At 48.5% G+C, this 21,643-nt stretch carries 21 protein-coding genes and 3 tRNA genes; 13 read left to right on the top strand and 11 right to left on the bottom strand.

Going from position 1 to position 21,643, the window contains the following annotated elements:
* Positions 1-4: 4 nt before the first annotated feature.
* Both VJ249_09590 and VJ249_09585 read right to left on the bottom strand, forming a co-directional pair.
* Positions 5-937, bottom strand: coding sequence for a pantothenate kinase (locus VJ249_09590; GenBank protein ID HKZ94811.1), 933 nt, complete (start codon positions 935-937; stop codon positions 5-7).
* 12 nt (positions 938-949) lie between these two features.
* The gene (locus tag VJ249_09585) at positions 950-1,714 is read right to left on the bottom strand and encodes a hypothetical protein (GenBank protein HKZ94810.1); all 765 of its coding nucleotides are present in this window, start codon (positions 1,712-1,714) and stop codon (positions 950-952) included.
* 203 nt (positions 1,715-1,917) lie between these two features.
* Here VJ249_09585 and VJ249_09580 point away from each other — a divergent pair, with 203 nt between their 5' ends.
* From VJ249_09580 to VJ249_09560, 5 genes are all read left to right on the top strand, one after another.
* Positions 1,918-2,988: an aminopeptidase gene (locus VJ249_09580; GenBank protein ID HKZ94809.1), complete on the top strand. Its 1,071-nt coding sequence runs from the start codon at positions 1,918-1,920 to the stop codon at positions 2,986-2,988.
* A gap of 147 nt (positions 2,989-3,135) precedes the next feature.
* Positions 3,136-4,815, top strand: a complete 1,680-nt coding sequence (locus VJ249_09575; protein HKZ94808.1) for a methylmalonyl-CoA mutase family protein — start codon at positions 3,136-3,138, stop codon at positions 4,813-4,815.
* Positions 4,816-4,868: 53 nt separating this feature from the next.
* The gene (locus VJ249_09570; protein HKZ94807.1) at positions 4,869-5,144 is read left to right on the top strand and encodes a peptidylprolyl isomerase; all 276 of its coding nucleotides are present in this window, start codon (positions 4,869-4,871) and stop codon (positions 5,142-5,144) included.
* A 75-nt stretch (positions 5,145-5,219) separates the two neighbouring features.
* Positions 5,220-5,519, top strand: coding sequence for a glutaredoxin family protein (locus VJ249_09565; protein ID HKZ94806.1), 300 nt, complete (start codon positions 5,220-5,222; stop codon positions 5,517-5,519).
* Between the two features lie 5 nt (positions 5,520-5,524).
* On the top strand, positions 5,525-6,070 hold the full coding sequence (locus tag VJ249_09560; GenBank protein ID HKZ94805.1) for a ferredoxin-thioredoxin reductase catalytic domain-containing protein: 546 nt from the start codon (positions 5,525-5,527) through the stop codon (positions 6,068-6,070).
* Between the two features lie 16 nt (positions 6,071-6,086).
* Here the strand turns inward: VJ249_09560 and VJ249_09555 are convergent, their stop codons facing one another.
* Complete coding sequence (locus VJ249_09555) at positions 6,087-6,626, bottom strand: biotin/lipoyl-containing protein (GenBank protein HKZ94804.1); 540 nt, start codon at positions 6,624-6,626, stop codon at positions 6,087-6,089.
* 30 nt (positions 6,627-6,656) lie between these two features.
* Positions 6,657-8,198 carry an oxaloacetate decarboxylase subunit alpha gene (locus tag VJ249_09550; protein HKZ94803.1) on the bottom strand — a complete coding sequence of 514 codons (1,542 nt, stop codon included), beginning with the start codon at positions 8,196-8,198 and terminating at the stop codon, positions 6,657-6,659.
* A gap of 502 nt (positions 8,199-8,700) precedes the next feature.
* Here VJ249_09550 and VJ249_09545 point away from each other — a divergent pair.
* Together VJ249_09545 and VJ249_09540 are read left to right on the top strand one after the other, a co-directional pair.
* The gene (locus VJ249_09545) at positions 8,701-8,850 is read left to right on the top strand and encodes a hypothetical protein (protein HKZ94802.1); all 150 of its coding nucleotides are present in this window, start codon (positions 8,701-8,703) and stop codon (positions 8,848-8,850) included.
* The gene (locus VJ249_09540; GenBank protein ID HKZ94801.1) at positions 8,847-9,233 is read left to right on the top strand and encodes a hypothetical protein; all 387 of its coding nucleotides are present in this window, start codon (positions 8,847-8,849) and stop codon (positions 9,231-9,233) included. Before VJ249_09545 ends, VJ249_09540 begins: the two co-directional genes overlap by 4 nt.
* Here VJ249_09540 and VJ249_09535 read toward each other — a convergent pair.
* The 3 genes from VJ249_09535 to VJ249_09525 all read right to left on the bottom strand — a co-directional run bounded on the left by VJ249_09535 (position 9,230) and on the right by VJ249_09525 (position 11,637).
* A complete protein-coding gene (locus tag VJ249_09535; GenBank protein ID HKZ94800.1) occupies positions 9,230-10,789 on the bottom strand; it encodes a carboxyl transferase domain-containing protein in 1,560 nt (519 codons plus the stop codon). The genes VJ249_09540 and VJ249_09535 overlap by 4 nt on opposite strands.
* 144 nt (positions 10,790-10,933) lie before the next feature.
* Positions 10,934-11,224 carry a hypothetical protein gene (locus tag VJ249_09530; GenBank protein ID HKZ94799.1) on the bottom strand — a complete coding sequence of 97 codons (291 nt, stop codon included), beginning with the start codon at positions 11,222-11,224 and terminating at the stop codon, positions 10,934-10,936.
* Between the two features lie 41 nt (positions 11,225-11,265).
* Positions 11,266-11,637, bottom strand: coding sequence for a hypothetical protein (locus tag VJ249_09525; protein ID HKZ94798.1), 372 nt, complete (start codon positions 11,635-11,637; stop codon positions 11,266-11,268).
* Positions 11,638-11,777: 140 nt separating this feature from the next.
* Between VJ249_09525 and VJ249_09520 the strand changes: the two genes are divergently transcribed.
* Positions 11,778-12,092 carry a GIY-YIG nuclease family protein gene (locus tag VJ249_09520; protein HKZ94797.1) on the top strand — a complete coding sequence of 105 codons (315 nt, stop codon included), beginning with the start codon at positions 11,778-11,780 and terminating at the stop codon, positions 12,090-12,092.
* Here VJ249_09520 and VJ249_09515 read toward each other — a convergent pair.
* Positions 12,093-12,170, bottom strand: a tRNA-Glu gene (locus VJ249_09515). It abuts the gene before it with no gap.
* Positions 12,171-12,283: 113 nt separating this feature from the next.
* Here VJ249_09515 and VJ249_09510 point away from each other — a divergent pair.
* Positions 12,284-12,383, top strand: a tRNA-Lys gene (locus VJ249_09510).
* A 253-nt stretch (positions 12,384-12,636) separates the two neighbouring features.
* Here the strand turns inward: VJ249_09510 and VJ249_09505 are convergent.
* A complete protein-coding gene (locus VJ249_09505) occupies positions 12,637-13,083 on the bottom strand; it encodes a hypothetical protein (protein ID HKZ94796.1) in 447 nt (148 codons plus the stop codon).
* 352 nt (positions 13,084-13,435) lie between these two features.
* Between VJ249_09505 and VJ249_09500 the strand changes: the two genes are divergently transcribed.
* Positions 13,436-18,454, top strand: coding sequence for a S8 family serine peptidase (locus tag VJ249_09500; protein ID HKZ94795.1), 5,019 nt, complete (start codon positions 13,436-13,438; stop codon positions 18,452-18,454).
* A 178-nt stretch (positions 18,455-18,632) separates the two neighbouring features.
* Here VJ249_09500 and fen read toward each other — a convergent pair whose 3' ends face one another.
* Together fen and VJ249_09490 are read right to left on the bottom strand one after the other, a co-directional pair.
* The gene (gene fen / locus VJ249_09495) at positions 18,633-19,709 is read right to left on the bottom strand and encodes a flap endonuclease-1 (GenBank protein HKZ94794.1); all 1,077 of its coding nucleotides are present in this window, start codon (positions 19,707-19,709) and stop codon (positions 18,633-18,635) included.
* Between the two features lie 121 nt (positions 19,710-19,830).
* Positions 19,831-20,241, bottom strand: coding sequence for a GNAT family N-acetyltransferase (locus tag VJ249_09490; GenBank protein ID HKZ94793.1), 411 nt, complete (start codon positions 20,239-20,241; stop codon positions 19,831-19,833).
* 108 nt (positions 20,242-20,349) lie between these two features.
* Between VJ249_09490 and VJ249_09485 the strand changes: the two genes are divergently transcribed.
* From VJ249_09485 to VJ249_09475, 3 genes are all read left to right on the top strand, one after another.
* A tRNA-Gln gene (locus VJ249_09485) sits at positions 20,350-20,453 on the top strand.
* A gap of 56 nt (positions 20,454-20,509) precedes the next feature.
* On the top strand, positions 20,510-21,055 hold the full coding sequence (locus VJ249_09480; protein HKZ94792.1) for an Lrp/AsnC family transcriptional regulator: 546 nt from the start codon (positions 20,510-20,512) through the stop codon (positions 21,053-21,055).
* Between the two features lie 127 nt (positions 21,056-21,182).
* Positions 21,183-21,359, top strand: a complete 177-nt coding sequence (locus VJ249_09475) for a hypothetical protein (protein ID HKZ94791.1) — start codon at positions 21,183-21,185, stop codon at positions 21,357-21,359.
* The last annotated feature ends 284 nt before the right edge of the window (positions 21,360-21,643 follow it).

Raw genomic sequence — 21,643 nt, 5'->3', positions numbered from 1 at the left:
AGGTTCACGTTACCAGTTGAGCGCCGCTCAGGCTGACTTCCGCCACAACGATTTTGTCGGGTGGAAGAACCCTTTCAAAAGCAGAAAGAACACTTTTAACCTTATCCCTTTCAACCAAAGCATGTACAGCTTCACCAAGCATGTTTTGAGCCGCGCCGACAGCACCAGCGTTTTCCGCCGCATGCATGAGCTTAATGACTCGTTTTGTCGCCAAACCTGTTTTTTGGGCAAATTCCTTGCAAGAGTGAAGAAAATTCTCCAGTGAGGGTTCAGCAAGAATGCGCTCTAAAGTTTTCTGGCCCACCTTGTTGATTATCACTCGTCTTTTTGTTGATTTGAGAAACTCGCTGGTTAGGCGAGGCTCGAAAACACCTGCGACTACGTGATGGTCAGGTGGGATGGGTATGGAGTCAACTGATCCATGATTTGGCGCGCCTGGCTCTAAGACGATGACGCATCCGCCTCCATACAGAATGCCGCTAACCGTGCCAAGTCCGGTCTTACATTTCACTTCTGCCACATGAGCGATGCGACCAATCTCATGAAGGGTGAGATTTACGTCCAGAGCTTTGGACAAAGCTAGTCCGGTGGTTAAGGCGCCGCCTGCACTTGCTCCAAAGCCGGCTCCAATCGGCACTTCAACCCTGTGCTGAACTGTGACAGTGCACGGCTTGTCAACCTTTTCCAGTAACATGTCTACAACTGTATGTGTCGTCAGTGCCTCAGGTGCAAGTTTTCCATTTATGAAAATCTCTATAGTCATCCGTCTTGATCTGGCAACAGTCACGTTTGTGAGCACGCCTTTCTTTAAGCCGAAGCCGCCGCCGCGAGCCCCAACTCTCTTCAGATCTGTGATTGGTGCTCCATCAGGTTCAGTGTCGCAAATCTGAAAGAAACTCGATATGCCCGCTGGGCTGAAAGCACTGGCTTTTCTCACGAAAGTTTTGCCTCATTGCTCTTTAGGCTTCAAAGATGGGAAAGCTCGATAACAGGCTTTGAGTATTGGCGGACCAAGTATCATTAGGAAGGGAATCTCTGTCGTGAATGTCCAGACGAACCAGAGTGCACTGAAGTAGAAGGGAACCTTAGACAAGCCGAATATTGTGAAGAGCTGTGTGAACGCCCATAGCCCTATGCCAATTATGGCGCTTCCAACCGCTAAGCCGATAACTGAGGCGACTTCGTAGCTTTTCCATTCAGGCCACAGGGCAACTGCGACTATTATGAGCGCGTAGCTTCCGCCTACTGCCCCCAGAAAAAGAATGGCGCTATCGGTTTGTGACAATCCTGTGAATCCGAAGTTCTCCGGCAGGAACATGATTGAATAAAGGCCTATCACGATGATCAGAACGCCCAATATGAGAACTGGCGCAAGTTTCCTCAAGTCTAGCCTTTTCTGCGCGATGTAACCCACTAAATAGAAGCCGATGAAGTTTGAAGTAACACCGACCGTTACGCTGAGAAGTGCATTGCCGTGGACAAACATGTCGCTTACGAAGATGCCAACAGCCGCACCTATTCCGCCAACCAACGGGCCAAAAAGCGCAGCGAAGACGCCTGGGATAATCACCACAGGCCAAAATCGAACTGTTCCTATTGGTGGTGGTGCAAAGATGCCCAGACTGGTAGCCAATCCAATAACTGCATAAAGAGCAGCGTTAATAGCCGTCATTGCGATCTGTAAAGGACCGAATCGGATTCTAGGCTTTTCCATGATGTATTTCACGCCTCTATTTGGGAATTCTCAACATCAACGAGGCTATGGTTAAATAAGAATTTCGTATATTTTGTCTAAACTCCTATAAATCCCAGAGAAACGCCTCGGAAAGTTTCATTTCAGAAAATTTAATAGGCACACGCTATGCTTAAATGCCTAGCTTATGTTTTATCCACAAAGTATCTGCGGGTGCATCTGAAATGGTGGACGAGAGAACGGTTGAAGTGGCCAAGCTTCTCATCGATTACTCTACTAAGACCAAGAGAGGCGACCGTGTTTTAATTCGAGCGGATGCTTCTGCAAGAGATCTCGCTCTAGAAATCTATAAGCAGGCTCTTTTACGTGGCGCGCATCCATGGATTCGACCTGAACTGCCAGGAGCAAGGTATGCTTTCTTTAAGCACGCCAGCGATGAGCAGTTGAGTTTTGTCCCTGAACATGACATGGTTGAGATAAAGAGCACTGATGTCTACATTTCGTTGGGTGCGCCGTCGAACGTTAAAGAACTTTCAAGCATCGACCCGACAAGAATCAGCGCCAGAATGAAAGCATTGAAGGCGGTGAACGACTGGAGAGTTGAAAAAACGCGCTGGGTCATTTTTGCTTATCCAACTGAAGCCTTCGCTCAGGAGGCTGAAATGTCGTTGCCGGAGTTTGAAGACTTTGTGTATAACGCGTGCCTGATCGATTGGTCAGAAGTGTCAAAGAAGCTTCACATCCTCAAAGAGAACGTGGATGCCGCGGATAAGGTTGAAATAGTGAGTTCCGACACTCGGCTGGAATTCAACGTTAAAGGCAGAAAAGGCGTGGCTGCCAGCGGTGACAAGAACATGCCTGATGGTGAGTTTTTCACAAGCGTTGTTGAAGACAGCGTTAGCGGCAGTATCCATTTTGACGTGCCAGCGGTGTGGTTTGGAAACGTGGTTGAAGACATCACCCTGACTTTTGAAAAGGGAAGAGTCGTAAACGCCAAAGCAGCCAAGAATCAGGCTTTCTTGGAGAAAATACTATCAACGGATGAAGGCGCTAAGAGAATCGGCGAGTTCGGCATAGGTCTCAACTACGGCATCGCAAGAGCAATCAAACTCATACTGTTCGACGAGAAGATCGGCGGCACAGTGCACTTTGCCTTGGGGAGAGGCTATAAGGAGACATTGAGCCAAAACGACTCAGCGGTTCACTGGGACATGATCAAAGACCTGCGCAGAGACGGCGAAATCTACTTCGACGGCAAACTGGTCATGAAGCACGGAAAATGGCTAGACATTTGACTTCTATTGTTCAGCACTCGACATCCTAAGCATGGGGCAACCACTTCCTTGGCGCATTAAGACCCGAGTTACGTTGTTGACAACATTTTAAAGCACAGCCGAGCACTACAAACGCTCAGTATTCCACTCACGAAGAGATGGATCAGTATGTTCAACGAAGAGCAATTTAGACGTATTCAGGTGCAGGAAGAAAAATGGAAACGAGAGATACTCGCCAAGACTCTTGAAAGGTTTGCTGAACGCAAGAAACAGTTCGAAACGGATTCTAAGTTGCCGTTGGAACGGGTTTACTCTCCCCTACACATCGAAAAAGTCAATTACACGAAAGAAGTGGCTTTTCCGGGCGAGTATCCGTTCACGCGTGGCATTTACCCGACTATGTATCGCGGTCGACTCTGGACCATGAGGCAGTACGCTGGTTTTGGAACGGCTCAGCAGACGAACAAGCGGTTCAAGTATCTGCTTCACCATGGGCAGACAGGGCTTAGCGTGGCTTTCGACTTACCCACTCAGATGGGTTTCGATTGCGACCAAGCTCTCGCTCGGGGTGAGGTCGGTAAGGTGGGCGTCAGCGTAAGCAGCCTCAGAGACATGGAAATCCTGTTCAACGGCATTCCATTGGACAAGGTTACAACTTCAATGACGATTAATGCGCCTGCCACGGTGTTGCTAGCCATGTACGCAGCTGTGGGTGAAAAGCAAGGAGTGCCACAAGCGAAACTGGATGGAACGGTTCAAAACGACATATTGAAAGAGTATGTTGCCCGCGGCTTGTACATCTTTCCACCAAAAGCTTCGATGAAGTTGGTCACGGACATTTTCGAATACTGCGCCAAAAACATGCCGAAATGGAACACCATAAGCATAAGTGGCTACCACATTCGCGAAGCAGGCGCCACAGCGCCCCAAGAGATAGCTTTCACATTAGCCAACGGCATAGCTTATGTTGGCGCAGCGACAGAGCGAGGGCTAAACTTGGACGAGTTTGCTGGTCGCTTGTCCTTCTTTTTTGCAGCCCAGAACAATTTCTTGGAAGAGATAGCGAAGTTTCGTGCGGCTCGTCGTTTATGGGCAAAAATAATGCATGAGAGATTCAAGGCTAAGAATCTGGCTTCGTGGCAACTGCGTTTTCACACCCAGACTTCAGGAGTGGCTCTGACCGCCCAGCAGCCACTTAACAACGTGATACGCGTGACGTTGCAAGCATTAGCTGCTGTTCTGGGCGGGACTCAGTCTCTGCACACGAATTCGTTTGATGAAGCTTATGCCACGCCTACTGAAGAAGCCGTAACGATCGCTTTAAGAACACAGCAGATCATAGGCTACGAAAGCGGTGTAACGGACACTGTTGACCCCCTAGCTGGCTCTTACTGCATCGAGTCTATGACCAATCGAATTGAGGAAGAAGCGGTTAAGTACATCGACAAAATCGATGAAATGGGAGGCGCTGTTGCAGCCATCGAAAAGGGGTACATGCAAAGGGAAATTGTTGAAAGCGCATATCGACATCAGCGAGAAATTGAAGCAAACGAGCGAGTGGTAGTGGGCTTGAATCAGTTCGCAACTGAGAGGAAGACACTCCTAAAGACTCTGCGGGTCAACCCAGTAGTGGAGGAGAAACAGGTGGAAACGCTGAAGACGCTAAGACGAAAAAGGGATAACCGAAAGGTTGACGCCGCTTTGGATCGATTGCAAAAAGCAGTGAACCGTGACGATAACCTAATGCCGATTATAATCGGGGCAGTTAGAGAATACGCCACCTTAGGAGAGATTTGCGAAGTATTGCGTCAAGTCTATGGAGACTATCGAGCACCTACAATTTTCTAGCCTTCGCCCATCAAGGGAAACGTTATAAAGAGTCTGGGCTTTCATTCTGCGGTATGCCCGACAAAGTTCATTGTTCCCACATACTTGTGAAGACCGAGACAGAAGCAAGGAAAATACTAGAACGCTTGGGGAAAGGCGAGAAATTTGCCAACATTGCTCGGGAAGTTTCATTGTGTCCTTCTGGGAAACGTGGCGGCGATCTTAGCACTTTTGGCAGGGGACAGATGGTGAAAGAGTTTGAGACAGTTGCCTTTGCGTTGCAGAAGGGTCAGCTTTCATCCATTGTTAAGACGAAGTTTGGTTATCATGTCATCAAGCGGCTGGAATAGCCGTCTTTTGAGTTTAGTGTGGCAAGCCGAAGACCTTTAATAACAAATACCTTGGTTATACGTGAGGTTCAGTCTATGACGCCTGCCAAGCTGAAGACCGTCAAAGTTTCGGGCACAAACAAGAAGCACAAGATCCTTCTCTACGCCTTAAGCACATGCGCTTGGTGTAGACTCGCAAAGCGCTACTTAAGCGAAAACAAGATTGAGTACGAGTACGTTGATGTTGACCTCTGCACCGAAAAAAACCGTCAAAACATCAGAAACGACATTTCAGAGCGAGGCGGCGAACCAAGCTATCCCACCATTATCGTCGACGATAGGATTGTGATCACCGGATTTCGCAAAGACAAGCTAAGCGAGGCTTTAGGCGTTTGATCACCTTGGAGCAAGCGCGAACACGGGCTGAAGCCGACGCAAGAACTAGCGGCTGCTTTCTAAATCCGGACAAGGAATTCCTCAACAACCTTCTCGAAGGACTCAAAACCAACGAGGAACGCTACGGCTACCCATCATGCCCATGCAGACTTGCCTCTGGAAAATTCGAGTTTGACAGAGACATAATCTGTCCCTGCGATTACCGAGACCCAGACGTTGCCCAATACGGATGCTGCTACTGCGCGCTTTTCGTGAGAAAAGACGTTTATGAAGGCAAGACGGCTGTACAGCCAGTTCCAGAGAGGAGGCCTGTAGAGAAACAAAACAGAGCCTACCAAGCCAGCGCAGACGCCACGACTACTGAAGCACGTGCGGCAACTACTCCCAAAGTGGTCAAGGCGCCTTCTCAGGTACGGATGAAAATGTGGTATTGCAAGCAATGCGGCTACGTCTGCTTCCGCGAGGAGCCGCCATACATCTGTCCAATATGCAAGGCTAAACGGGAATTCTTCTCAGAAATAACCATACACTCTGAGCCGAGAACATCATAGCGACGGCTTTCATGCCTTATTTCAGAATCACTAACGCGTCGCCTTCGTTGACGGCTTTGCCTGCTTGAACCAGAATCTCTTGAACCGTTCCGCTTTTTGGCGCTGTAATCTCGTTTTCCATTTTCATGGCTTCAAGCACGCAGAGAATCGTGCCCATCTTGACTTGGTCGCCTTTCCTGACTTTAACCGACACGATCTTGCCCGCCATAGGCGCGACAACAGCTCCTTCCACAGCGGTCCTTGTTGATTTCGGAATTTCCATCATAACAGGATGGGGAGATGCAACAGTGATTCTCGGCGCTGAGGATTTTATTTCAACCTTGAAAGGTATGTTGTTCACTTTGACTGAAAAAGGCGTGTTTCTCAGAAGGGTCGGCAGCTCAATCAAGTAAGATTCCTTGTCGATTCTCAAATTGAAACTTTTCTGGTTGAGTTCATGTTCCAGAAGCACTTCACGGCTCTTGTCGTTGACCTTAACCTTAAATGGCGAGCCAATTGGACAATCGGTTACTTCAACTTCGTACCGTCTTCCATCAACTGTAATTTCGCGTTTCAAATTGCGGGCACCTGTTTCTGTCTCTCAGCCCTAGCCTCGCAGGTTCGTCAGTTCTTGTCTCCCTGCAAGGCTCCACGGGGAGGATCTGCCACTCTTTCTGGTCGGAATTACTGCTGCTATTTCCTCTCTGCCCTTCAGATAAGATGCAATCACGGTTGACACTGCGGCGATTTCCTCGAGTTCTTGGCGTAGCTGAGGAGGTAGCAAACTTGCGGGGCTTTCTTTGATCATGGTTTTTCTCTTCCTGAAAAATTCGAGCGCTGCCTGAGGAAATAGCACGTAGGTTAGGGCGTCCTCCTCTTTCTCAAAGAACTGCTTTGTCTCTTCAGATATGGTGTTGAGTTCTGGTTTGAGCAGGTCTGCTGGTCGCTGGGTTATGACCTCCTCGTCTCCAATAATCTTCTTCTTAACTTCCTCGTCGATGTGTGCAGGTGATTTGCCGTACAATCCTCTTACGTAGTCCTTGACTTCTTTGGGCACGATGCTGTAGCGTTTCCCAGATAAGACGTTGAACACTGCTTGGGTTCCAACAATCTGGCTTGTAGGCGTAACCAGCGGCGGGTAACCCAGTTCTTTGCGCACTCGGGGCACCTCTTTCAAAACTTTTTCAAGCTTGTCCGATGCGTTTTGATCTCTTAATTGCGAGATCAGATTGGAGAACATGCCACCGGGAATCTGATGCACCAGAATTCCCGTGTCGATGCGCTCAGCCATCGGATCTATCAAGCGAATTGGGTCAAAATACTTCTCGCGCAATCCTCTGAAATAATCTGCGACTTCGACCAAAATTTCCATGTCAAGTTTCGGGTCACACGACGTGTTGCGCAACGCAGCAACAATAGTTTCAACCGGAGGCTGAGACGTGCCACCCGCGAGGGAAGAAAAAGCGGTGTCAAGCACATCAACATCAGCGTCGCAGGCGCGCAGATAAGTCATCAGCGCCATCCCGCTTGTGTAATGACAGTGCAGCTGTACAGGTAGGCCTGCTTCCTTCTTGAAAGCCTTGATCAAATCGAAAGCATCCTTGGGAGAAAGCAAGCCAGCCATATCTTTAATGCAAATGGAATCACATTCAAGTTCAGCCAAGCGCTGCACGATTCCCAGATAATGCTTCACTGTGTGAACAGGACTAAGCGTGTAGCAGACAGTGCCTTGCGCGTGCGCGCCTACCTTCCTGACCATCTTAACAGCTGTTTCCAGATTGCGGGTGTCATTTAATGCGTCGAACACTCGGAATATGTCGACTCCGTTCTTTGCGGCTTTTTCAACGAATTTTCTGACTACATCGTCCGGGTAGTTGCGGTAGCCCACGAGGTTTTGCCCGCGTAGAAGCATCTGCAATGGCGTTTTCTTGATGTACTTCTTTAGTTGGCGCAAGCGTTCCCACGGGTCTTCATTCAAGAAGCGAATGCAAACGTCGAATGTGGCGCCTCCCCACGCTTCTAGGCTGTGAAAGCCTACTTGATCTATTTTTTCAGCGATGGGCAGCATGGAATCTGTGCGCATGCGTGTTGCCATCAAAGACTGATGGGCGTCTCGAAACGTTGTGTCGGTTATCTTGACAGATTTCATGGGCGTTCGTGGCTCGCTGGGTTGAAGATGTAAAGAAGCATTTTGAGGCTCTATTTTAAGTTAGCTCATAATCAGTTTAGACTGCGTAATAATGTCAGCATTGAGGAGGTTTCCTTAGCTGTCCCGTTTTTAGCTTTTTCTTGGGGTTTCAGATACTCGTATACAATCATAGAGCCGGGGATCATGATGGCGGCAAGAAATAGCAGCGCAATCTCAGTGTTTCCCATTGAAGCAAAACTAACGAAGGCAAAACCACAGCACGCGCCAGCCAAAACGAGCAGACTTTTCGCGACGCATCCCAGAAAACCCAAAACTCCCCCTTCCTGCCAACTGATTGCGTCATGTTATGAAAAGTGTTGTGAACAAGGAATATTGATTGTAGGATTAGACCTGACGCTTGCTCTACTGCTGACTGTTGCTTAAATGCTTGGTTCCCAATAATAGAGCCTCAAAGCGAAGGAGATCGCTCTCAGATGAATGAACAATGCTTTTGTGATTGTGGATGCGGTTCACATCAACGCCCAAGAGGAGTGGGGGCACGTGCAGCGAAGACGCTCTTGACAAAGCGGAGAAGATTGGGAAACTGCAAAACTATGCTGAGGAAATCAAGAAAGAGCCTGTCGCGGAAACCTTAGGAACTGCTCTGAAATGAAACGAATAAAAATGATTATTCACGAGCCTTCAGTTAACAAGATCATAGGGAGAGAACTTGAACTCTCGCTTCCCGATAATGCTAACATTATCGATGCTATAGGCGAAGCTGACAGGTTGCTAAAATGCAAAGGCGGCTTTCCCATACCAGATTATGGAAGTCTCGCACACATGGTCTACAATCCAATTGAAAACCGATTCTACAAACAGGTCGCGGTCTTGACCTATGATGAAAAGAACCAGATGTTTCACGTACGGAGTGAACCCAAGACAGCGCTTCCTGATAGAACAACTGTTGTCCTTATACCCGCTGGTGGCTGCATCAGCGAGTGGGAAGAAGCCATAGACTTCGAAAGGTTTTCCAGAGCAATGCAAGGCGGTTAGAGCGGAATATTTGCGTGCTTCTTGCCCGGTCTAGGCTCCCGTTTAGTGCTGAGCATTTCCAATGCTGATATCAGTTTGGGTCTCGTGTGACTAGGCTCGATTACGTCATCGATGTAAGCCTTCTGCTGTGCAATGTAAGGATTAGCGAACTTCTCCCTGTACTCTCTGACTAGCTCGGCACGTTTCCCAGCTGGATTCTTGGCGGCTCGTATCTCTTTTCGGAATATTATGTTAATGGCGCCTTCAGGCCCCATAACCGCGATTTCAGCTGTTGGCCAAGCATAATTGATGTCACCGCCTGAATGCTTGCTGCCCATAACGACGTAAGCTCCGCCATACGCCTTACGCGTGATAATCGTGATTTTTGGCACTGTGGCTTCGATGTAAGCATAGAGGAGTTTTGAACCGTGGCGGATGATGCCACCGTGTTCCTGATCAACGCCTGGCAGGAAGCCTGGGACATCGACAAAAGTGATGACGGGAATGTTAAAACAGTCGCAGAAACGCACAAAACGTCCAGCTTTCGTTGACGAATGAATATCTAGGGTGCCCGCATAGTATTTTGGCTGGTTTGCCACGATGCCTATTGAGCGTCCGTTCAATCTTGCCAAGCCTATGACGATGTTTGGCGCCCACAAAGGCTGAACTTCTAAGAAGTCTCCGATGTCAACTACGCTGAGTATGATTTCCTTAATGTCATATGGCTTGTCTGGATCGTCTGGTATGACTTCAGCTAGGTGTTCGTCCACACGACTCGGATCGTCCCCTGTCTCGACTATTGGAGGGTCTTCCAAGTTGTTGCTGGGCAAGTAGCTGAACAGTTTCTTGATTATGTGAATTCCCTCTTCCTCGTTGCTTGCCATGAAATGCGCGACCCCGCTGGTTTGATTGTGCACTCTCGCTCCGCCTAACTCCTCAAACGAGACCTCTTGAGCCAAGACTGTCTTGATGACCTCTGGACCAGTTATGAACATGTGACTTGTCTTATCAACCATAACAATGAAGTCAGTTAAGGCCGGAGAATAGACCGCGCCGCCAGCACAAGGACCCATAATGGCTGAGATTTGCGGAACAACGCCCGACGCCAGCACATTGCGGAAGAAGATGTCGCCGTAACCTGCAAGACTGGCCACGCCTTCTTGAATACGTGCGCCGCCAGAATCGTTTATTCCAATAACTGGCGCGCCTGCCTTCATGGCCAAATCCATGATTTTGCAGACTTTTTTGGCAAACATTTCACCTAATGAACCGCCGAACACCGTGAAGTCTTGGCTGAAAACGTAAACGAGTCTGCCGTCAATCGTTCCGTAGCCCGTGACTACGCCGTCGCCTGGGGTTTTTCTCTCACCCATGCCGAAGTCGGCGCAGATATGAACAACGTATGGGTCGAGTTCCACAAACGTGTTGGGGTCAAGCAGCTTTTCTATTCGTTCACGCGCGGTTAACTTGCCCCTTTTATGTTGTTCTTCAATGCGTTCTTTTCCGCCGCCTAACCTTGCTTGATCACGTAATTGGCGCAGTTTCTGAATCTTATCCTTGACTGTGGGTTCCCGCATCTTAACCATGTTGAAACTGTCCGCTCCACGCTCTGTTCCACGAGGCTTCATTGTGGTAGAATACATTACATAGTAGAATCTTTCGGTTGAAGGACCCTGAACATCGAACATTTGCAGGAAAGATAGCAAAGAAGACAGGTTCAACTACTGTTTAATAGCCCGTTTCTTATTGCCTCGTTGACTGCGACCTTTTCTGTTTTTGTAATCAGAAACACCTGATTCATCTAGCCTTCTAGTAGCCAAGAAGAAAACAAGCCACACGATCAAGCCGTAAGTTATTCCATTAGCTAATGCGCTGACAAAAGGCGCGTAGGAATCCACGGTCAAGCCGAACAAAGTGTGAATTATGCTGCCGGGAAAGAGAGGAACTGGCACAGCCAGAGACGCTAGTGTAAACAGTAGGAAGAACGCCAGAAATACTGCTCCGCCTCGCACCCACATCCCTCCCTTAACTCATTTTCAATCTTGTAATCGCGCTATACTATGCATTGCAGAATCTTCGGGCATGTTAGGCAAGTATCGGGAACAGCTTGATCTTTAGAGCGGGTTTTCAAGTAGCCCACTTGATGAGGACAATCCGTGGCAGGAGCTTCTTTGCCAATCTCCTTCAGAGCTGCGCTTTTCGTGTTCCTGCGTAGGCTGTCGTCAAGGGCGATTTCATGGCTTCCATGTCTGAGTCGTAGCCCTCCAGCGACATCATGTTCACACTCGTCCATTTTGGAGAAGCAGTATGGGCATGCGTAATAGGTTTCTGAGCGAGGCCTGTGGGACAGATCGGTTAGGCGTACAGGTGCAGTGAATGATTTGCCGCACCTTTCATAAATGCACACGTGAAGACTTTCAATCAAGGTTGCTCAAGCCTCTGGCCATCAAGACTATATGGAATATTAATATTTAATAAGTTTTTTCGTACTATTGTCCTACACTCATACACATTGAAACCCCACATGAAAAATCTAAAGAAGTGATGGCGCTCTAGTTCTGCTGGATGCCCTACTACGTCTACGTCATTCAATGCGACGACGGCAGCTTCTACACAGGGTACTCCAAAAACTTGGACAAGCGAGTGAAACTGCACACGAATGGAAAAGGCGCTCGCTACCTGAAAATTCACAAACCGCTAAGGGTTGTTCACGTTGAGGAATTCGATTCAAGAGCTGAAGCTATGAGAAGAGAACGAAAAATCAAACTGTTAAGCCACGTTCAGAAACTCAAACTGAAGAAATCTAGGCTACGCTCAAGGCGCCATACAACACAGATCAGAACGAACAAGAAGAAAGCAAAGAAGAATACGGTTGTTTGATGGTGCTCCGGGCGGGATTCGGACCCGCGTCTCCGGCTCGAAAGGCCGGAATACTTGACCGGGCTATACTACCGGAGCGCTCAATTCGGGTAACACTGCAGATATTTGTTCTTGTGTTTTAAGCTTTCCACCAGCTGCGAGAGCTTTAAGAAATAGTCTTAAATCATGCTTCTTAAACCAGAGTAGGCGGAGGGTCCGTAGCTCAGCAAGGACAGAGCACCGGGCTTTTACGCATAGTGCTATCTTTGCGAAGAAACCCGGGGGTCCCGGGTTCAATTCCCGGCGGACCCGCCTTCTACTGAGCGGATTTGCACAGCTGTTTCTTGGCGTATGAGGTCTCTGAGAGCTCTGCTTAGGATTTCGAGTTGGCTGTTTTTTCTTTCTTGGAAATCAATTATGGTTTTGTGTGGTTCGGTCAGGGCTTCTCTTGTTAGAATTTTCTCTGGGTTGAGTCCCCGAGTTCGGATTATTTCTTTTAGGGCTTCTAGAATAGCGCGCTCTATTGGCTTGTGAACGTAAAAGAAGAATAGTTGATTGCCATATACTACGGGATGTAAGGTAGCTCTATGATGGCGGTGATAGGTAAGACTTGTTCGCGAGTGTTCGCAGCCTGCAACCTAACAGAAATTGTGTAGTTACCCACCCGTACATTACTGGTCACTTCTAGACTTAGGGTGTCTCCTCTGCTCTCCCCGCCTCTAATGGCTCCGTACTCCTTTTGCCATTGAGTTGTGCTCCCAGAAGCCGAGAAGCCTTCAGGCAGTTCAATTGTCACACGAACATCCTTTGCCGTTGCAAGGGTCCAAGCGTTGTTTTCAACTCCTAGGTCTATTTCAAGAGCTTCCAAGGGCCTTAGACGCCACGGAGGCGCAGGTTCAAAAGCAAGCTTGAGGTCGGGTTCTCCGAGTGAGATGAGACCAGAGTAGGCGACAGCAACCACGGTCCCAATGGTCAAAAACGTGACAATAGCGATTATCAGAATTCTTCTCATGGATGCCCCCGCATATCTTGCAACTAGAATTCGTTCGCTCTTATATTATCGCTGATTGTTTGCGAATCTGCAATAAAGCATTTCAAATTGCCTTTTTTAAATCGTGTTGCTGCTTTGACTTCAAAATCCAGTTTACGATTGTCTGATTTTGGACATTTTCAATGTTTAAATGATGCGTTTTCTCTTGGCGAGATGGACTCCTTGCAATTCTACGGATAGATGTATGAATTGAATGGTTAGGTCGCGTTTTTCGACGTGTATCTGTTAAAGGCAATCTTATTTCTTATGTTTCACTCTGACGATTATTGACACCCTTTAAGGTGTCTTATACGCAATCGAGGAGAGAAGAAAAGTGGAATCTAAGAGGTTAACAGGGGCTATTGTTATTGCCATTTTATTCGCATCGATTCTGGTGACGCTACAACCTCAACAGTCTATTTCAGCTGAAGCTTTGGCTAAAATTGATCCAAACTTGGTAAAGCAAATGGAAGCTGGAAAAGCAAACGAGGATGGAAGTTTCACAGCCTTGGTTAAGGTTGCATGGGACGTGGACCTTGGATCCATCAAATTTGATCGTGATAACGTGATTAGCCTGCTTCAAACTGAGGCTGCCCGAACTCAGGAGCCCGTGATAACTTACCTCAGGCTGAAAAGGAACACTGAAATCCTTAACACTTTCTGGCTTGCCAACTTGATTCTGGTCAAAGCTGACGTGGACACGATAAAAGAAGTAGCAACATTGTCAACTGTTGAAAAGGTTCTTATGAACTTTAGGATAACTGTGCCAGAGGATCAAGGTACAAGGCAGATTGACACCAACAATCCAGCCATGGCGACTTGGAACATCGAAAAAGTAAGAGCGCCAGACGTATGGGAACAACTGGGAATCACTGGTGAGGGCATGAAGTTTGCAACAGAGGATACAGGCGTCGACATTACCCATCAGGATTTGGCTGACACCCTATTCACGGCTGACCCAAATGACCCGACCTATCCGGGTGGATGGGCGGAATTCGACAGCAATGGGTACTGGGTGTCAGGGTCGGTTCCACACGACACTTGGATTCATGGAACGGCAACCTACGGTCTTATTGTAGGCGATTCTAAAGGACCATTTGGCGCTGTGGGAATGGCTCCAGGCGCTAAAGGTCTCGGCATGCACGCTCTAAGCTTGCCCGGAGGCGGCGGATCATTCCCGCAAGTGCTAGCGGGACTCGAATGGATTCTCGACCCGTACGATGAATATGGTAACCATTACCCGATGCCACGAGTTAGTAGCCACAGTTGGGGTGCATTCGGATATCGCACTGAACTGATTGATGTTGTGCGAAACATATACTTTGCAGGACACTTCATCATTGCGTCAATCGGTAACGGCGGCGAAGGATCAAGTGGCAGCCCAGGTAACTATCCTGAGACGTTCGGTATCGGTGCCACAGATGTAAATGATTATGTTCCAAGCTGGAGCAGCGGCGAAGTCATTCAAAAGACCGATTTTCCAACAGCCCCAGACGACTGGCCTGACCAATGGGTAAAGCCGGATGTTTCGGCTCCAGGAGAGAATGTGATAGTTCCAGTCCCTGGAAATCAATACATCTACTGGGGAGGGACGAGCTTTTCGTCGCCTCATGTTGGAGGTGCAGCCGTTCTGATGCTGTCTGGAAACCCAACGCTCAATCCTGATGAATTGAGAACAGCCTTGCAAGACACTTCGGTTTGGTATGACACCTACTATCCGAGCAAGCCTGACACTCGATACGGCTGGGGCAGAATAGACGCATTTGAAGCCACGGTTATGGTAGCTCTTCCTCAGGGCATTGTGGGAACAGTAACTGATACGACCACTGGTCAACCTGTCTACAAGGCGCAAGTACAGGTTGGCACTCGCAAAGTATTGACAGACGCAAACGGCTACTATCAGATTCGTCTGCAGCCGGGAACATATGGTGTAACCTTCTCAAGATTCGGCTACTACGATAACATTGTGACAAACGTTGTTGTGAACCCCGATCAGTTCACAACACTCAATGCTGCATTGACGCCGGTCCCGCCTGGATACGTTGCAGGTCACGTTCGCTTTGAACCAACTGGAATCGGCATCCCAGGAGCATTAGTTGAAGCGCTCGATGTTCCTGTTCCAATCAGAGATGAAACCGACTACGACGGCTACTACATGATCACGATTCCGCCTGGCACCTACGACTTCAAAGCATCAGTCTATGGATTCGCAGGTCAGACTGCAACCAGCATAGCGGTTCTTGAAGGACAAACAACAACGTTAGACTTCAGCCTGGAACAGCCACCCGCAGTCGCAGTTGTCGGAGACTACAATAATAAGGTTTCAGACTTCCTGACACAGAGAGGTTACCTGGTAACCGCCTTCGATAGGATGTCGCAGATAATTTCAGACGTGCCAAACTATCAAACAATAGTTGTGAACTTCCCTGGCTACTGGGAATATGTTGACTTCATGACGTTCCAAGACTTCATCACGGCAACTGACACTAATGGTGTGGGCGTCGTATGGCTCGATCAAGGCTGGGTGTCGCAGACAGGAGGCTATCTGCTTTGGAATTATCTAGGATGGCCAACAATGAGATTCGAATCCTATGCTTGGGACGCCGAATACAATTACTACAAACTAACAGCAACTGACGATGATCTCGCGCCCGGCAGGAACATAGGAGACCAAATCATCCATGATACAGGCAGTTACTATAAGACGCACGCGTACTACATGGGCGTGACCGACGGCTACACAGCAAACATAGGAACAGTCAAAACGGTGGCTGGGGTCGGGTACCGTGCGTGGGGATTCGACAACGACTACATGGATTCTCAAGGTATAGTGAAAGTCAACAGGGACGCAGGCAACAAATGGGTTCTGCTCTCAATGCACGCAAACACTTACTACACTGACTTTTCCTACTGGCACGATGATGCTGAAGCCATGCTTGTCAACTCAGTCAACTGGGTAGCTAAGATTCAAGTTCCTCATCCCAAGTTCGTTGCCTGGGACTTGACGGTTGACCCAGTGGTTGGTTTATGGTACGTTGATCGCACTGTTTCAGCTGGCATAAAGAACGTAGGCTGGATGCCAGGAACAACAACTGTGCAAATGTATGTCAGTGGAGCCCTCGAAGGTTTAAGCGATGTTACACTGGCGCCGGGAGAGTACACTTACCTATCGTGGATAGTGAGACGGTTCGATGTTGGCACATACAAAGCGACTGTCAAGAACCTACAGGCATCCTTCAGGGTGAGAGCTCCAACAATAACACTAGATGTTTATGAGTACAACAGCAATAAACCGTTGGCAGGAGCAGATGTCTACGGCTTCTACAGAAAATACATGGGACCTGGCTGGCAGGCACAGTGGAGCCAAACCTATGGAGGCTACGGACATTCACAGATGGCGCAGCCCATAGGAGACCTTGACAAAGACGGGATAAACGAGGTCATAGTTGGTGGCTACGAAACCCCTGGCAACGGCAGAGCGCGCATCTTATCGTACAACCGCGCATTAGGCACCTACATCGAAGAGTTCAGCTGGACCGAAGGAGGAGGCTCGATGAACTCGCCATCGGGAGCAACCATGCTGGACCTTGATGGAGACGGCCAACTTGAACTGGTTATGTCATGGGCTTATTCAGGGTCAAACGATGGAGTCTGGGCATACAAATGGGATGGCACAAACCTCTCGAAGCTTGAGCATTGGTTCGGCGGCTTTGTCTTTGACGTATACACGGGTGATTACGATGACGATGGAGTCGGCGAGGTGCTTGTGGCAAATGCTCCTTGGGGAGGCACACCGTATCATGTCATAGCGCTCGGTTGGCAGGCTGGTCATTTCGTCGAAGAGGCTCGATGGGCTCTCTCAGGCTTCGAATGGATGGAGAATCCGATGGTGTGGAGCGGAGACATCGACAACGACGGAAAAACTGAAGTTGTGGCAGTGATTTCAAGCAGCGCTTACAACACGTCTGGAGTCTGGGCACTGCACTGGGATGCACTGCTTGGACAATGGCAGCAGGAGCTGGTTTACGGTGGTCCATTCTATGGCACTCCTTATGGCGTTGTTGTCGGAGACCTCAATGGTAACGGCACTCCAGAAATCGGCGTAGGCAACAACTACCCAGGCTACGTTGGAGCAGCAGCATATCTGTTCGAATGGGATGGACTGATGTACAAGAAAGTCTGGGAAGGCAAATGGCCCGCGGAGTACAGCGTCATAGAGGCGGTGGACATGGGCGATGCTGACAATGACGGAACCGTGGAATTCGTGGCTGGAGGCGGCAACGTACACATTATCACATGGACCGGGACAGGATACGCTGAAGAAGCGACGATAACTGAGACAAAAGGCATGTTGGCGGGAACAATAATCGGAGACACTGATACTGATGGCAAGAATGAGATAAAGTCATGCGACATCATAGGTCTTGGACCGGGCAGCGAATGGATATTCAAGCATTCACCAGCGCCAACACCCGAACCCCAGTGGAGGTTCAAGAAGCTTGGCACAACAAACGCCGAAGGCAAGCTGGTATTCGACTTTCCAGTCTCAGTAGCAGATGTGTACCTGTTTGTACACCGCGGCGACAAGACAATGCTAGGCTACCAGTACTTACTAACAAAATACGAGTACGTCTGGACCGACACCTCAGTAGCCTACGCACCAAGGTCCACAACAGAAGCAATTGTGAGCGCCAAGCCAAACTCACGCGGACTTGAACTACTTCAACACCTAGGAGTTGTGTGGCTGCAGGAAAATGGACTGCCGATACTTTGGCCATTCTCAGCATTCAAGACTAACCCAACTAAGATAGTGGTCACACCAGAAACCTATGCTTTCAGACACATGCTAAACCAGATTGACGCATTCGGCTCATGGTGGTACTACTTCATGCAACCAGACCGAGTAGCAATGCTGACCGCAGGACAAACCTACACGTACTCGTTTGCAGGCGCGATAACAGGATACATAAAACACACGCAGACTGAAAGCTTAGTGAAACTAGACTGGAACGTCTGGGACAGCTATGGCCACCAGATAACAGGAATCAGCCTCGACGAAGTAAGCTGGCTCAGCAAAGGAACCACACTCTACACACCAGTATCCATAAAACCATCAATGCTGGACGACGTAGTCGCCGAAGCAGGCCAGTCAGTTAACTATTGGCCGGTAATTGTGCTCTATGACACCAAGAAGAAGATGATACTATCAGGCTACGTGCAGTGGTATGAGAAATCCGCCCACACATCAACCACAAAAGCAGTCTACTATGCTGAACTAAGCTTCGTGTCTGGACCCTACGGCAACCCGAACACCAAAATGGCAGTCACAGTGATAGTTGAGCCTACGGCATAAAACAGATGCAGCTTCGCCCCCCTATCTTCCCTTTTTTTGCCTGGTCATCAAATCAGGAGTTTCACGTATTCTGAACCCTTATCTTCAGGTGAACCAACCACTGACGATGGATCCGTCGTTGGATTCTAAACAGAAAAAAGGGAGTTTGTTGAGGCGAATCGAATTCATCGCGAGGGGCTTAATTCCCGGTGGAGCCGCCAAAAATCAAGTTCTTAGGCTGACTTGTCTTGAACCACTCTCTCAGGTCTGCTTGCCTTTTCCTCGTGTAGAATGCTTTCATTCTTTGAATTACTGTTTCGACTCGGCTTGGTGAAAAGTCTCTTTGTTCGCAGAGAAACTTGTGCAACCCGTGTTCGTCCATTTCAGTGTATTTCAAATCGTAGTCCGAGGTGACCTCTGGTTGCTGGAAGAAGCTTCGGGCAGCTTGGTAGTTCTGTTCATTTAGCTTCAGTTTGATGTCATCTGGAAGGTGCTCTATGGTGCCGTGTTTTTGGATTAGGCTCAGAGCCGTCTTGGGTCCGATGCCTTTGACTCCTGCGTTAAAGTCAGTGCCGATTAGAAGCGCAGCGTCGATGAGTTGTTCACGGTTTATGCCATAGCCGCCTAGAAACTTGTCGAGTTCAATGAGTTCGGGTTTCAAGGGGCGGCTTATGCCCTTGCTTGGGAGGAACTCGCGACCTGAGATGGTCAAGTACCGTAGTAGGCGTGGCGCGCCAAACAAGAGTGAATCGTAGTCTTTGCTACTTGCGGCCCAGACGTCACCTTTCATCGCCATGTCTGCAGTTTGCGCTTCGGCTTCGCTTGGGGCTTGCACAAATGGTATGCCCAGCAGCGATAGCAGGTGTTTGGCATCTTCGACTAGTGGCTGAGTTAGACGGCTTGTCATAACTGCCTTGGAGAAGGCTGTTGCATAGTCGCCTTTTTTCAGCGCGTCCTGCCATTCAATAGTTGCCTTTTCTCGCATCTTGCGGCGTTTCACGATTTCGTTGTGCTTAAGTTTGGGCGGAAGCCCGTCGAAAACGAAGATTAACCGCATGTCGTAGTCGTGCATGAGGCGAGTTGAACGAAACATGAGTCCCGTTAAATGCGATGTGATGTTGCCATGCGAATCCTGCAGAGGCGTGCCATCCGGCATGCGGATCAACGATAAGAACTGGTAGAGGTAGTTGTTGGCGTCAACTGCGAAGCTTCTGCCTCTCAAATCATCCAATCTGAGCACTGTCTTAACGATAATCGGCGTGAGATTGACTCCCAAACATGAAACCTACGCAATAGTCTACGCTAAGGTGGAAATTATAAACCGTTCCAACCGGTCAGGCACATAGAAGTTACGGTAACTTGGTTGTGGCGACAACTTTCACGTAGAAATGCTGCGGTTAAGATGGCTTCTGCATTGTGACTAGGCTTTCGCCAGTCTCGGTCACTTCAAAACCGAACAGTTTGAAGAAGGCTATGTTGCCAAGCCCGGTGCACAGTGTTACTGTCTTGGTTTGGTCTAGGCTGAGCACGGCTTCCATCAAGCTGCGTGCGTGGCCTCTTCCCCTGTGCTCTGGCTTCACGAATATGCCATGCAATCGAATTCCGCCTTCGCATTCAGAGACTACGGCTTCGCCTAGCACCTCGCCTAGCTCATTGTCGGTCAATCTGTACACGGTTTGCACGCCCTGAGTCTCTTTCTGCATGTGCAAAGGCTTGGGTCTCCATGGCGAAGATTCGGCAAACAGAAGCCTCCGACTGCTATAAAGGTTTCCGAAACAGTCTTCTATATTCAAAATCCATGTGTTCACGATGGAGTTGAAGCTTGATCAAAATCCGATCACCCGATCCAGTGACAGAAACGAAAAGCTAAAACCATAAGAACGAGACAACCCATTTTCGTTTGGCTAGCCCGGGAAAGCCCGGTGGAGGGAAGAGGAAAAACCTTTCCGCCGACTGTAGTGGACAAGCATGGCGGGCTTTGGACCCGCCGACGGGAGTTCGAATCTCCCCCGGGCTACCAATACGAAAAACATAAGTTCGTCAGTTCTCATGGAGCACGAAAATGAGGGCTTCAGAATGAAAGAAAGAGTTAGGGATATTGCGCTGAGGGTTCTCTCCGAACTTATGATTAATGGGCGGATAAGCGATAGGGCGCTTGCCAAGAAGATCGGTGTCTCTCAACCCACAGTAAGCAGAATCAGGACGAAACTGGAGAAAGAGGGATACATTAGGGAATATACGGCTATGCCTGATCTTGCCAAACTTGGATACGAGCTTCTTGCATTGACTTTCGTCAAAATCAAGAATGTATCAGATGAGAAGACTGAGTTAGCCAGAAAGGTGGTTGAGGAAAGCTTTGGGAAAGGTCCCTTCAACGTTGTTATGTTTGAACGAGGAACTGGCTTAGCTTATGATGGAATGCTCGTTTCATATCACGAAGACTATTCGTCCTACGTGGCGTTAGTTAAATATTTGAAGCAAACTGAGTTCTTGGAAGTTGACAAAATCGAACACTACCTCATAAGTCTTCGGGACCCAGTTCGCTACAGGCCTTTGACTTTCAAAACCTTGGCTAAGCACATATTGACACGTGGGAAAGCCTCGGAGAAGGATGCAAGATGAGCAAGGCAGTCAATATTGAAAATGGGAGTTCGAATCCCCTCGGGCTACCAAGACCTCTTCGACTTTTCTAGACGGAACAGAGATAAAGGCAAAATCGTCATACTTGATCTAAAGAAAGGAGTTTTCATTGGTTAAAGAAAGGAAGGTCGATAGTAAGACCATATACCTCTGTGAGGAATGTGGTCTCGGCTATTCAGACAGAGAAACCGCTGTGAAATGCGAAGAATGGTGCAGAAAAACTGGAACCTGCTCAGTTGAAATCACCAAGAAAGCCGTATTTTTTCCAGAGCCGTTCAAGAAATAAGCCACAGAAATTATAGTCAACCCAGCTAATTATGAGTAACAGATCAAGGAGCGAGTGACGCGGTATTTTGAAAGACCCGACTTTGGCTGTTTGAGAGAAAGGGGCACTTGAACCTCTTGTCTGACCGATGCTATGATACGATTTGAAGGTTGGGAAAACTATTTAACCAATGTATGTTGTTGAGAAATTGTTGAGGAGGAACTTGGGTTGTCTGAAGTTGAATGCGAGCTTTGCGGTTATCCCATTGACAACTGCGAGTGTCGATGTCCTTACTGTGGCGAAAC

Source organism: Candidatus Bathyarchaeia archaeon (assembly GCA_035283685.1).
Classification (GTDB): domain Archaea; phylum Thermoproteota; class Bathyarchaeia; order Bathyarchaeales; family Bathyarchaeaceae; genus DATETJ01.
This window is presented reverse-complemented; position numbering and strand designations above follow the sequence as displayed.

What these genes read in the sequence shown, in the direction of transcription:
- VJ249_09585 (HKZ94810.1), bottom strand. Translation starts at nt 1,714, where the DNA reads ATGGAAAAGCCTAGAATCCGATTCGGTCCTTTACAGATCGCAATGACG.
- VJ249_09580 (HKZ94809.1), top strand. Translation starts at nt 1,918, where the DNA reads ATGGTGGACGAGAGAACGGTTGAAGTGGCCAAGCTTCTCATCGATTAC.
- VJ249_09575 (HKZ94808.1), top strand. Translation starts at nt 3,136, where the DNA reads ATGTTCAACGAAGAGCAATTTAGACGTATTCAGGTGCAGGAAGAAAAA.
- VJ249_09570 (HKZ94807.1), top strand. Translation starts at nt 4,869, where the DNA reads ATGCCCGACAAAGTTCATTGTTCCCACATACTTGTGAAGACCGAGACA.
- VJ249_09565 (HKZ94806.1), top strand. Translation starts at nt 5,220, where the DNA reads ATGACGCCTGCCAAGCTGAAGACCGTCAAAGTTTCGGGCACAAACAAG.
- VJ249_09550 (HKZ94803.1), bottom strand. Translation starts at nt 8,198, where the DNA reads ATGAAATCTGTCAAGATAACCGACACAACGTTTCGAGACGCCCATCAG.
- VJ249_09545 (HKZ94802.1), top strand. Translation starts at nt 8,701, where the DNA reads ATGCGGTTCACATCAACGCCCAAGAGGAGTGGGGGCACGTGCAGCGAA.
- VJ249_09540 (HKZ94801.1), top strand. Translation starts at nt 8,847, where the DNA reads ATGAAACGAATAAAAATGATTATTCACGAGCCTTCAGTTAACAAGATC.
- VJ249_09535 (HKZ94800.1), bottom strand. Translation starts at nt 10,789, where the DNA reads ATGCGGGAACCCACAGTCAAGGATAAGATTCAGAAACTGCGCCAATTA.
- VJ249_09520 (HKZ94797.1), top strand. Translation starts at nt 11,778, where the DNA reads ATGCCCTACTACGTCTACGTCATTCAATGCGACGACGGCAGCTTCTAC.
- VJ249_09505 (HKZ94796.1), bottom strand. Translation starts at nt 13,083, where the DNA reads ATGAGAAGAATTCTGATAATCGCTATTGTCACGTTTTTGACCATTGGG.
- VJ249_09480 (HKZ94792.1), top strand. Translation starts at nt 20,510, where the DNA reads ATGAAAGAAAGAGTTAGGGATATTGCGCTGAGGGTTCTCTCCGAACTT.